The organism is Flavobacterium sp. KH_001 (assembly GCF_057840745.1).
Genome location: NZ_CM174520.1, coordinates 1,441,660 through 1,454,080, shown reverse-complemented (window position 1 = coordinate 1,454,080; position 12,421 = coordinate 1,441,660). Strand labels below are relative to the sequence as shown.

Annotated in this window: 11 protein-coding genes and 1 tRNA gene; 5 read left to right on the top strand and 7 right to left on the bottom strand. The window is 33.8% G+C overall.

All coding sequences use genetic code 11. The features are described from left to right. Positions 1-51: 51 nt before the first annotated feature. The 4 genes from AC3ITQ_RS06415 (at position 52) to AC3ITQ_RS06400 (ending at position 3,348) form a co-directional block, all read left to right on the top strand. Complete coding sequence (locus AC3ITQ_RS06415) at positions 52-816, top strand: SGNH/GDSL hydrolase family protein (RefSeq protein ID WP_489237418.1); 765 nt, start codon at positions 52-54, stop codon at positions 814-816. An 89-nt stretch (positions 817-905) separates the two neighbouring features. After that, entirely contained in the window at positions 906-1,724 is an 819-nt protein-coding gene (locus tag AC3ITQ_RS06410) for a helix-turn-helix domain-containing protein (RefSeq protein ID WP_489237416.1), read from the top strand. Positions 1,725-1,800: 76 nt separating this feature from the next. Further along, positions 1,801-2,760, top strand: coding sequence for a nitrilase family protein (locus tag AC3ITQ_RS06405; RefSeq protein ID WP_489237414.1), 960 nt, complete (start codon positions 1,801-1,803; stop codon positions 2,758-2,760). Positions 2,761-2,841: 81 nt separating this feature from the next. Continuing rightward, positions 2,842-3,348 (top strand): GNAT family N-acetyltransferase, encoded by a 507-nt coding sequence (locus AC3ITQ_RS06400; protein ID WP_489237412.1) that lies wholly within the window; start codon positions 2,842-2,844, stop codon positions 3,346-3,348. 52 nt (positions 3,349-3,400) lie between these two features. Here the strand turns inward: AC3ITQ_RS06400 and AC3ITQ_RS06395 are convergent. Together AC3ITQ_RS06395 and AC3ITQ_RS06390 are read right to left on the bottom strand one after the other, a co-directional pair. Next, a tRNA-Ser gene (locus AC3ITQ_RS06395) sits at positions 3,401-3,487 on the bottom strand. 60 nt (positions 3,488-3,547) lie between these two features. Further along, positions 3,548-4,423, bottom strand: coding sequence for a LysR substrate-binding domain-containing protein (locus tag AC3ITQ_RS06390; protein ID WP_072970227.1), 876 nt, complete (start codon positions 4,421-4,423; stop codon positions 3,548-3,550). 91 nt (positions 4,424-4,514) lie between these two features. Here AC3ITQ_RS06390 and AC3ITQ_RS06385 point away from each other — a divergent pair, with 91 nt between their 5' ends. Further along, the gene (locus AC3ITQ_RS06385) at positions 4,515-5,747 is read left to right on the top strand and encodes an MFS transporter (RefSeq protein ID WP_489237410.1); all 1,233 of its coding nucleotides are present in this window, start codon (positions 4,515-4,517) and stop codon (positions 5,745-5,747) included. Positions 5,748-6,045: 298 nt separating this feature from the next. Here AC3ITQ_RS06385 and AC3ITQ_RS06380 read toward each other — a convergent pair whose 3' ends face one another. The 5 genes from AC3ITQ_RS06380 to AC3ITQ_RS06360 form a co-directional block, all read right to left on the bottom strand. After that, complete coding sequence (locus AC3ITQ_RS06380; RefSeq protein WP_489237408.1) at positions 6,046-7,077, bottom strand: asparaginase; 1,032 nt, start codon at positions 7,075-7,077, stop codon at positions 6,046-6,048. Then, positions 7,067-8,203 carry a 1-acyl-sn-glycerol-3-phosphate acyltransferase gene (locus tag AC3ITQ_RS06375; protein ID WP_489237406.1) on the bottom strand — a complete coding sequence of 379 codons (1,137 nt, stop codon included), beginning with the start codon at positions 8,201-8,203 and terminating at the stop codon, positions 7,067-7,069. The genes AC3ITQ_RS06380 and AC3ITQ_RS06375 overlap by 11 nt, the downstream gene beginning before the upstream one ends. A gap of 63 nt (positions 8,204-8,266) precedes the next feature. Continuing rightward, positions 8,267-9,046, bottom strand: a complete 780-nt coding sequence (locus AC3ITQ_RS06370; RefSeq protein ID WP_489237404.1) for a TatD family hydrolase — start codon at positions 9,044-9,046, stop codon at positions 8,267-8,269. 160 nt (positions 9,047-9,206) lie between these two features. Continuing rightward, positions 9,207-10,181 (bottom strand): IS110 family RNA-guided transposase, encoded by a 975-nt coding sequence (locus AC3ITQ_RS06365; protein ID WP_489235457.1) that lies wholly within the window; start codon positions 10,179-10,181, stop codon positions 9,207-9,209. 320 nt (positions 10,182-10,501) lie between these two features. Then, positions 10,502-12,157, bottom strand: a complete 1,656-nt coding sequence (locus AC3ITQ_RS06360; protein ID WP_489237402.1) for a S41 family peptidase — start codon at positions 12,155-12,157, stop codon at positions 10,502-10,504. Between the last annotated feature and the right edge of the window lie 264 nt (positions 12,158-12,421).

Sequence of the window (12,421 nt, the reverse complement as noted above, 5' to 3'; positions counted from 1 at the left end):
TTTAACGTAACTATTTGTTTAAGATGACCAAGAATCTAATTTATTCAAATTATGAAATCACATTTCAAACAGATAGTTATTGTTATACTCTCAATATTTTTATTAAGCTGCAGTGCTGACGAATCAGGCGCAGGTAATGTTGTTACTCCACCTCCTGTCAAACCTCCAACTACACAGGTTCCAACTACTCCAATTTCAAGTTCTATCAACTATTTAGCCTTAGGCGACAGTTATACTATTGGACAAAGTGTTTGCGAAACCTGCCGCTTTCCTGAACAACTAAAAGCAAACTTAAAAGCAATTTATCCGGGAAGCAGTTTTTCTTTAAAAGTAATTGCCCGAACCGGCTGGACAACTTCTAATTTAATTTCGGCCATAAATACACAAAATCCAGAATCAAATTATGATTTGGTTACGTTATTAATTGGCGTAAACAATCAATATCAGCATATGGATTTTTCTGTCTACGAAAAAGAATTTCCACAATTATTAAACAAAGCGATCTCCCTGGCCAAAGGCGATAAAAACAATGTTATTGTACTCTCCATTCCAGATTATGCCTACACTCCTTTTGCAGCTAATTATACTTATGAAAACCGAATGAAAATTTCGAATGAGATAGATCAATACAATGCTTTTGCTGAGAGGTACTGCATAAGCAAAGGCGTAACTTTCATCTCTATTACTGATATTACAAGAACAGGTTTAAGCAATACCAGTTTAGTCGCGTCTGATGGATTACACCCTTCAGAAACTGCCTATAAAATGTTTGTTGACCGTATACTGCCTCAGGTCAAAATGGCTTTACAGAATTAGTTTTTTCAGAATTTCGAGATAAATTAACCTTGTTTTTTATCATTTAAAACAAATTCAGAATTTCTTTTTAAATTTGATTAAAATCTTTCATGCAAGTTTTACCATCAATAGAATTATTTCCCTATATCAAACATTATCTTTTTTTAGATAATAAGGAAACGACGATTCAAAAACTTCGTTTGTTCTCTGATGGCAATATGGGTGTTGTATTTTCTTTAAAGAGCAAACTCATTTCTGATATTAATAATCATGAAATAAAAAACTATTTGCCAGACTCTTTTTTGTATGGACAACTCGATAGTTTTAAAGATATTTATTCTGATAATGAAATTGCTTTAGTAATTGTCGTTTTTCAACCTAACGGAATAAATCAGTTATTACAAATTCCGGCCAATGAATTTCACGACTCTATTATTAATACAGATGCTATTTTTGGTAAAAAAGGTATTGCTCTGGAAGAAAGATTATCTGAACAAAATAATAATGATGAGAAAATTAAACTTCTAAATCAGTTTTTTAGAACTCTTATCTCTAAAAAGTCAGAATCAAACCAATTAATAATAAATAGTTCTTTAGATTTTATTCTTGCCAATAAAGGATATTTTTCTGTAAAACAATTAGTTGATCATAGCGGTTATACCGAAAGGCATCTTGAAAGAAAATTTAAGGAATGCATCGGATTGAATCCTAAGAAATTTGGCAATGTTGTTAGGCTACATCATTTTCTAAAATTATTAAAATGCAAAACCGAAGATCATAATCTGACCGCAATTTGTTATGATGCAGGATTTTCAGATCAATCGCATCTGATAAAAGAATTTAAAAAACAAACAGGAATCACTCCAACAGAATATTTACATAATACGGGAAAACTCGCTAGTAATCTCCTCAAAACCTTCCTTCCCTAAAAGTATAAAATGTCGGTTTTATACAATTTATAGATTTTTCCTATTGCTATTTTTGCTTCCAATTAATAGCTTCAAAATGAAAAACCTAAAAATAGCTGCCGCTCAATTTGAAAACAAAAGTGGCGATAAAAAACACAATTTATCTGTCATCGAAAAACTCTCGCAAAAGGCCTCCAATGAAGGTTGCGATGTTATTTCCTTTCATGAATGTTCCATTACAGGATACACGTTTGCAAGACATTTATCCAGGGAACAAATGTTGAACCTGGCAGAAATCATTCCGAGTGGAGAAAGTGTTTTAAAACTGATCGAAATTGCCAAAAAAAATGATATCGTAATTTTGGCCGGACTTTTTGAAAAGGATAAAAGCGATAATCTTTTCAAAGCTTATGTTTGTGTAAACAAAAATGGTTTAGTTGCAAAATACAGAAAACTTCATCCCTTTATAAATCCATATCTCACAGCTGGAGATGAATATTGTGTTTTTGAAATTGAGGGCTGGAAATGTGGAATTTTAATATGCTATGACAACAATATTATCGAAAATGTGCGGGCGACAAAACTTTTAGGCGCCGATATTATTTTCATGCCTCACGTAACCATGTGTACACCTTCTAGCAGACCGGGCGCTGGTTTTGTCGCACCTCAACTCTGGGAAAACCGTGAAGCAGATCCTACTTCTTTACGACTAGAATTTGACGGAATGAAAGGTCGCGACTGGTTAATGAAATGGTTGCCTGCGAGGGCATACGACAATGCTGTTTATGCCATATTTTCTAATCCGATTGGTATGGATGATGATCAACTAAAAAATGGCTGTTCTATGATTCTTGATCCTTTTGGAGATATTTTAGCTGAATGCCGAACTTTTGATGACTCTTTCGCGACCGCCATAATTACTCCTGAAAAATGCTTTCAAGCGGGCGGAAGTCGGTATATAAAAGCCAGAAGACCAGAATTATATCGGGATATTATTGGTCAAAATCACGAATCAGAACAAAATGTGGTTTGGTTAAACTCTGATAAAAAAAGTTAAAACTAATACAATTTACCAAACTTTAAACAGCTGAAAATTTACCTTTGAAGAATTCATTAATCTACAGAATACAACTCAATAATGGAATTTTTTAAAACTACAAAACTAGATATCGATGCTGTTTTCGAAATCTATAACCAAGCTACGTCCTATCAAAAAACCGTCAATAATAAAAGCTGGAGAGGTTTTGAAAGAGCACTAATCGAAAAAGAAATAGCGGAAAATCGTCATTTTATCATCAAGGAAGAAAATGAAGTGGCCTGCACCTTTGTAATTACTTTTAATGATTTGATTATCTGGAAAGAAGCAGCTAAAGACCCTGCAATATATTTACATCGTATCGCGACGAATCCAAAATTCAGAGGGCAGTCTTATGTCACAAAAATTGTAGAATGGGCTAAAATTTATGCCAAAGAAAATGATAAACAATACATTAGGCTTGACACTCACAGTGGAAACGAAAGAATAAATAAATATTACACCAGTTGCGGTTTCGATTACAAAGGAATTAGCACTATCGAATGGACAAAAGAGTTACCGGAACATTATAAAGAAGGTTCTTTTAGCTTGTTTGAAATTAAACTATAGTAATTACTAAAAAACAAAAATCCCTTATGAATCATCATAAGGGATTTTTTTGCAGAGAGGAAGGGATTCGAACCCTCGATACAGTTACCCATATACTAGCTTTCCAGGCTAGCTCCTTCAACCACTCGGACACCTCTCTTTATTGGTCTGCAAAGAACACAAAAAAAACTGAGTTACAAAAACAAAATCAAAAATTAGTTTACATACTTTTTCTAAACTCTTCCATAAATAATTTTACTGCCTTTTTTTGATACGCCCCTTCTATCGTTAACATAAACGAATCTCTTTGTGTTGCGACTCCCGTAATGTTAATCGCTTTTATATTATCCCAGCCTTTTAGGGCTTTCTCGGTTACAATCGTTGCCCAATAATCACTATCACCCACTAATCGCAATAAAGCATGAACCGCATTTAATTCAATCGAAACGGTAGGCTTCATATTGTTTTTCAAAAACAATTCATCAAGAAATTCCCTCGAATTAAACCCTTTTACAGGTAAAATAAGCGGAAGATCTTCTATTTTCTTAAAGGAAATTTTGTCTAAAACCGCTAAAGGATGCGTTTTTGAAACCGCCAAAACCAACTTCGAAGTAAACAATGGCACTTTTTGAAAGGGTAATTCAATTTCATTCGAAGAAATGACTAAAACCAAGTCCAATTCGTTATTCAGCAGTTTTTGTTCCAAAGGTTCAGTTGTGCCATATTCAACAACAATTTTTAAATGTGGATAGGTTTTGGCAAATAAATCGACAATTGGCAAAACCAAAAGCCCAAAAATATAGGTTACTCCAATTCGCAATTCTCCACCAATCATCTGGTTTAAATCATCTATTGCCTGTTTGCCGCTCTGTACATTTTCTATAATTTGTTTCGCATGAATTAAAAAAACAGATCCGGCCTCAGTAAGCTGTACTTTCTTTCCAATCCTTACAAACAAAGGCATTCCGAGTTCTTCTTCTAACTTTTTAATTTGCTGCGAAAGTCCGGATTGGGTTACAAAACATAACTCCGCTGCTTTAGTAAAATGCAAAACGGCAGCTGTTTTAATAAAATATTCCAATTGATAGATCTCCATATTGATAAGTTTTACTACTTGTTATCAGTAAAATTATTAATTTTTCTAATGAAATCATAATCCCGAACTTTGTAAAAAAATAATAAGAGTTATGTTTAAAGCGCTAAAATCAAAAAACTTCAAGTTGTTCTTCTACGGACAATCGGTTTCTGTTATCGGAACCTGGCTTCAAAAAACAGCTGTAAGTTGGATGGTTTACAGCGTTACAGGTTCTGTTTTTTTATTAGGATTAGCTACTTTTTTAAGTATGATTCCGTCTTTATTTCTGGCACCAATTGCCGGAAGTATTATTGGTCGTTACGACAGACACAAAAGCATGATTTTGTTGCAATCTTTGGCAATGTTTCAGGCGGGAGCTTTGCCTTTATTGATTTATCTAAAGATATACAACATCAACTTTATTCTGGCTTTAAGTCTTTTTCAGGGAATTATCAATTCGTTTGATATGACCTGTAGACAAACCATGATGATCGATATTGTGAATGATAAAGAAGATTTACCAAATGCCGTCGCTTTAAACTCAACCTTAAATAATTTCGCCAGAATCGCAGGCCCAGCCTTAGCCGGAATTATTTTACACCAATACGGAGAAGACATTTGTTTTATTGGAAACTTCTTAAGCTATATTCCGGTTTTGATTTCTTTGTTGATGATGAAAATCACACCACACATTAAAGCAACTGACAAATTGAAAATGTGGGATGATTTTATTGAAGGTCTAGATTACGTCAAAAAAGAAACGGATATGGCAAAAATGCTGCTGATGCTAATGGTTAGTAGTTTATTTGTAATTTCTTTCAATACTTTGATGCCGGTTTTTGCCAAAGATATTTTTAGTGGGAATGCCCAAACTTTCAGCTGGTTTGAAAGTGCTGCCGGAATTGGATCCATCTTATCTGCAATCTATTTGGCCAATCTTAAAAAAGCCGACAATATGAACAAAATAATGATCGCTGCGAGTCTATTATTAGGTTTTAGTGTCATTATACTAGCCTATTCAAATAGTTTGACTGTGGCGCTTATTTGTATGGCTTTGAGCGGTGTTGGAATGATGGCACAAACTTCATCGATAAACATTTATGTACAAACTCAAAGTACCGTAAAAATGCGTTCGAGAAGTATCAGTTATTATTTAATGGCCTATCAGGGAATGATTCCTGTGGGAAGTTTAATAATTGGATACGTTTCACACATTATTGGAACACGAGAAACGGTAGCGATTCAGGGAATCATCTGTATTATTTCAGTGATTGTGTATGTTTATTATAAGAGACATAGTTCTCAGGAAGAATTGGAGACTTGTCCAGTTCGTTATAAAGATTAAACCTTAAAAATTCCAATAAAAAAAATCCAAATTCCAATCTTAGGAAGGGAAATTCCAATAAATATTCATAACGTAAACATAAAGTATGTCATTTCGACGGAGGAGACTCGAGCGATAGCGAACTGGCGTAGCAAATCCCCGCAAGAAACTCTACAAAGATTGGCAATTAGGAACGGAGCTACTCGCGGGGATTTGCTTCGCCAGTTCGCTATCGCTCGGGTCCTCATTCTTCGGAATGACAAACTAGATCGTTTTTGCTTAATTAAATAACCTTATATCACTTATATGGTGGAAAAAATCACAACGAAATCTCACCGTGCAAAGCCGTTTCAAAAATCGTTTTAAAATTTTCCTGTTGAATATTGTGTCCCAGCAAATACATCAATTTTGTAATTGCGGCTTCTGTAGTAATATCTTTTCCTGAAATAACCCCTAACGATTTTAAGGCCGTACTGGTTTCGTATTGTCCCATATTGACGCTTCCGCCTGAACATTGTGTTACGTTTACAATGTGCAAGCCCGATTGAATGGCTTTCTGAATTAAATTCAAAAACCAATCTTCAGTGGGGGCATTTCCTGAGCCATAGGTTTCAAGGACAATTCCTTTTAAATCTTTGATAGCAAGAATGGAAGACAAAACAACTTCGCTCATTCCGGGAAACATTTTTATAATGGCTACATGATTGTCTAGATTCTTGTGGACAATCAATTTAGCGTCTTCTTTTACAGGCAAAAATAAATGTCTGTTTAATTTAAGATGCACACCAGATTCTACCAATTCAGGATAATTTGGTGCTGTAAAAGCTTTAAAATGTTCTGCATTTACTTTTGAACTTCGGTTGCCTCGGTATAATTTATATTCGAAATACAGACAAACTTCCGTAATAACCGGTTTTCCGTTTTCCTGAAGTGAAGCAATCTGAATTGCCGTAATCAGGTTTTCTTTAGCATCCGTTCTCAAATCTCCAATTGGTAATTGAGAACCTGTAAAGACAACTGGTTTTGTTAAATTCTCCAGCATAAAACTCAATGCTGAAGCCGAATATGACATGGTATCTGAACCGTGAAGTACTACAAATCCGTCGTAAGCAATATAATTATCCTCAATTATCGTGGCAATTTTGGTCCACATTTCAGGATTCATGTTCGATGAATCTATTGGGTGTTCAAAAGAAACGGTTTCAATTTCGCAATCTAATTGTTTGATCTCCGGAATCTTTTGCAATAATTTTCCAAAGTTGAATGCTTTGAGTGCGCCCGTTTCAAAATCCTTGCTCATACCGATGGTTCCTCCGGTATAAACTAAAAGTATTTTAGCTTTAGATGACATCCTGATATTTTAATTTATTCACTACAGGATTCGCATACATACAAAGAAATCCTTGTCTGGTAACAGGATTATCGCTTCCGATACGCATTTCTAAACGACGCAAAAAAAGTGATTTTTCGCTTTCTCTGTACAAATGAGAAAATTTATCAGTCTGGTTTAAAATATCGTAAGCAATAAAGTTTGTTGGCCATAATCGGTAACTCTTTAAAATAGAATCATCAATAACTTGTGCCAAAGCCTGTACTTGTTTGTTTGCATTGTCATTCTCTGCAACAATCTGATCAATTTCAGTATCTAAAACATCTCCAACTGAAATATGTATTCTTTTTTTGGTTCCCATAATACCACTTAAAATGGTCATGAAATCCTCGTTTTTCTCTTTAATATAAACCTCGTTCTTTGCTTCTGCCATTAATTGTGGCATTTTCAGAACATCTGTCGGATCGTATTCGTATGAAATTGAAACCGGAACAATTTTTAATTTCTTAAAATAATCCATCAAATTAGCTTCATCAGAACCCATTCCGATCATTTTTAAAACTCCTGGATTGGTTTCGTCATTTCCATCTTTGGTACGTCCTTCACGCTGTGCAATCCAAACCGAACGATTTTCGCGAAGCAATAATTGTCCCATATATTCAGACAATAATTTAGAGCTCTGCAACATTTCTCTTGGCGTTAAACCTCTTAAAACCAAAAAGTTTCTATTTAGTTTTGCCAAAGTACTCAGGAAAGCTTTCTTAACTAAATTGTCTCCAATTGCAGATGCTGTCATCACTAAACCATGTTCGAATAAACAAACATTCAGCAAAGTAGTATCTAATAAAATATCTCTGTGATTGGAAATAAATAAATAAGAAGTATTTTTTTCAAGTTTCTCGAATCCTGAAGTTGTAAGGCCTTCAGAACTTTTCTCCAAAACTTTTTGTATTGTATTATAAATAAAGTTGCATTGAAAATCACGAATTGAGTGCGTTTTTTTAAGCTGCTCTTTCCAAACCTCATCTTCTACTTCCGGAAAAGTAAAGTTCATCATGGTTTTCATCATCGGATGATTCACAACATCACGAAGTGCTTCATTTATTTCTGAATCATAAAACGGTCGAATGGCATCAAATCTCTGCATTATAAATATTTATTTAGGTGGGCAAAAGAACAAAAAAAAAATTAAAGTATTGTTAGTTGACTATTAAATACCAAAAACGTCTTTTGAGTTTTGTGTTGTAATTGCTGCAATTTCTTCTTCAGAAATACTATAAATATAAGATAATTTTGTCAAAACATTGACTAAATAACTGCTTTCATTTCGTTTTCCACGGTACGGAATAGGTGCCAAATAAGGAGAATCGGTCTCTAAAACAATATGTTTTAAATCGATTTGATTTAAAAACTGATCGATTTTTCCGTTTTTAAAAGTTACCACTCCGCCAATTCCTAACTTCATATTATAGGATATTGCTTGTAAAGCTTGTTCGTGAGTTCCGGTAAAACAATGAAAAATTCCAAACAAATCATCCGATTTTTCTTCTTCTAAAACTTCAAAAATTTCATCAAAAGCTTCACGACAATGAATTACGATGGGTAATTTATATTGTTTTGCCAATTGAATTTGTCTTCTAAAAGCAATTTGTTGTTCTTTTAGGTGTGTTTTATCCCAATACAAATCGATTCCGATTTCGCCGACAGCATAAAATTTTCTTCTTGCTAATTCGGTTTCAACGTGTTTTAATTCTTCTTCATAATTATCTTTCACGTAAGTAGGGTGCAAACCCATCATCAAAAAAACATAATCCGGATAATTTTGCTCTAGATCGTACATCGATTGCGTGGCAGCAGCATCAATAGCTGGAATAAAAAAGCGCGTTACTCCGGCATTTATGGCCCTCTGCATCATTTCGTTACGGTCCTGATCAAATTCTTCAGAATATAAATGAGTATGGGTATCGGTAATTATGGGTGTTGAATTCAATGGTCTAATTTTTAAAAAGCCAAAATTACGACAATATTAAAAACTTTCCCAATCTTGAGGAAATGTCACACGGATAACATGGATTCAGTTCATGAAAGCGCGGGTGAACACGGGTTTTTTATTTGATAATAATCTAAGCGCACTCTTGTTATGTCGATTTCTATGATAAAACCAAATCTTTTTGATAAGGGATTTGGTTTTTTATTACCGCAAAAACTCGATGGATTATTTTATTTCTCACAGCGTTTAAAACGCTCATTTTATTCTTTCCTTCATCAACTTTTCTAATGTAGTATGTTCTTAAATCATTATCTGATCGGACCGCACTCATCGCTGCCAGATGCAGAATAGTTTTTAGATTTTTATCAGCAAGCATTGATACTCCAGGCCTTCTTTTTAATGATGTTCCAGATTGAAAATCAAAAGGAACTACTCCACTGTAACATGCCATTTTCCTAGGATCAGTTATAGTTGTGAATCCTTCTGTTTTTGACAACAATGTCCATGATAAAACCTGACCTACTCCAGGAACAGATTTAATCAATTTCTGTTGTTGATTAAGACTCTCTTGGTTTTGGATTATATTTTCAATATCATTTTCTATTATCTTAATTTGGACGTCAATATCTTTAATAAGCTTAATATTTAAGTCTTTTAGCTGTTTATCTAAGCCAATACTTTTCATGAGTTTGTAATCATGCTGCTGCACTATTAGCTGCTTTTTAATCTTTATTCTTGAAGCTCTTTCGGTTAATAGTATTTTTATCTTTTTAATCGAACAAGAACCTGGCTTCCATTCTCTGCTTTCCTGATGATTTTTTTCGATGAAATTACAAATGCGAAGAGCATCAATTTTATCATTTTTACCTCTAACAAGTCCTATACTTTTTTTGATATGTAAAGCTGATATTACATAAACTTTAAAATCAAATTTTTCAAGCACTTCAAACAGATTCCAATTATATCTGCCTGTGTTTTCCATAGCTATAATTACCTTTTCTCCCGAGTAGCTTTTCAAGAAACGTTTAATAACAGGTACTTTATTTTCAATGGAAAAGTAGCTTACTGTCTCATTTTTAATACAGATATCTAAAGTCTTACTGCTGATATCAATGCCAATAATAATGTTTTTCATAACTTTGCTTTTACGATTCAACAAATGATTTGAGAAATTCATCATAAGCTCAACTCCTTGATAACGGGTCTCTAGCCCAAATTTCTATCTGAGTCTTTGATGAAAGGGAAGCGAAAGTCTTAATCAAGATATGAGTCACAAACTCAGAGGAACGAATAGTTTACTTTTGCTTCCTTTCTCAATCATAAATTTAATTAAATTTCAAAAAGCAAATCTAAAGGAGGAACGAGGAGTCTCCGCAAGTAACTTTGTACAGAGACCCCCAATCTTTGTCTAGATTCTTGTGTGACCCTTCGTTCCTCAATCTAACAAACTATGTGTTATTTCCCCGTCTCAACAAAAAGTAAAGCGCGATCTAAAACCTCGTCTTTTCCTTCCTGAATCCCCTTTATGGTTGGTTTTACTTCAATATCCGGAACGATTCCTATTCTTTGAGTGTCTCGCTTATCTGGATAGTAAACGCCAATTCCTGAGAAATTAGTATTAAATCCCTGGAAGTCAAATATCGAAACATTTCCGTCTGCACCGGCCGTTTGGCTTCCAACAATTGTAGCGTGACCACAAGTCTGAAAACACATTGCAGTCCATTCTGCCTGACTTTGAGCGTCTTCATTTAATAAAAGGACCACTTTTCCTTTGTAATAATCCTTGTTATCAAAACCCATTGAGGTTCCGCCACTCCATTTACATCTTCCAGGATAAGTCAAATCCGGATGAGTATAAATAGCAAATTTCTTTTCCTGAGGGTTTAAAAAATTTCCTATTGCTTCAAAAGTACCTTTTGGGTAATTTCTCATATCAAAAATGATTGCCTTCGTGTTTTTTAGTGCCTCAATCATGTCGGGAATATTTTTGACACCTATAACTCCCATATTAACATAGCCGGTATCATTATTTAAAAGCTTGAATTTTTCCTTCTTTTTTCGTGCTCCTTTTTTAAATTCATTTCTGTGTGAATCATGATACTCATACCAGGTCATTGTCTTTGTAACATACTTTTCATTTTTAAAAAATTCCACTTTTACTGTGTCTGAAGTATTGCTCCTTAGTATTTTCTTCGCCAGTTTATCTAAATATTTAGGTTCGTTTGAAGCACAAATCAAATCTCTGTTTTCTGCGATAAGATCCTTTATGGTTTTATCATTTATTTTAGTAATTACAGTACCTACTTTTATATCATCAGCCTGAGCCAGACTATCGGCCAAAATTTCTGTAACAACCAGTTTCTCATCAATTATCTTTCCGCTACCAGGGAAATAATTTCTTACTTTGGGAGATGAATAGGTATAAAATTCTGTATGACTATCATTAATTCCAGACACCATTTTTTGCATTACCAGATAAAAATCGTCTTGATTATCTGCTTTAATTGCAAGCGGTATTATTTTTTCTAAAGTAACATCCCATTTCTGATCCATTAGATATTTACTAGGAAAAAAATATTCTACTAAATTCCAATACATAAATACCATTCGAAGTTTTGAGTTTTTATCTGCAAAATCAGGATGCTTCGTATTTTCATTTTTCAAACCAACATTCCCAACCCCATCTACACCATAAAGGTAAAAGTGCTCTCCCAGAAATCTATTTTCTTCTATAAATTTCAGTTTCTTTGAAAGTTTTTTAGAAAATAACTTTTTACTGTTTATCCAGGATAAATCGAAGTTTTTATCAAAATATTCGACATCTTTTGGTGTGACAATTGGCGCTATTTCTTTTATAGGACCAAGATCATCAATCCAGTTTTCGAGAACTAATGAAAATTCTGCTTTTGTTTGTGCTTTATCTATTTTAGGCAAAATATCCATAAGTTGTTGATCCCAATTAAAGTCGCCAGTGGCTACTTTTGGGTGATAATATTTTAAGAAACCCCAAACTTTGCAGGTTGCAGCAAGTTTTTCAGTTTCTGTAATTTTGGCTTGACCAAAGGTAATTTGTGTAATAAGTAAAAGAAAAAAGAGGGTAATTTTTTTCATTAAATAAAGGTTAGATTTTAAATAGTTTTGGGTGTTTTGGCATAAAATAAATTCGAAAGTAACTATTAAAATTTGAATTCAATTACGGTTTTACGTAAAGGCTAAAAAGGATTTTACCACAAAGTGCACAAAGAGTTCTCACAGAGATTCGCAAAGATTTAATTTGATATGCTACATTTCGCAGAGATCACAAAGCTTCATCTTTTTAATCTGTGGCAATCTGTGGCAAAAAAAAAATCGCAAAGCTGTCTAAAACTCTGCGAA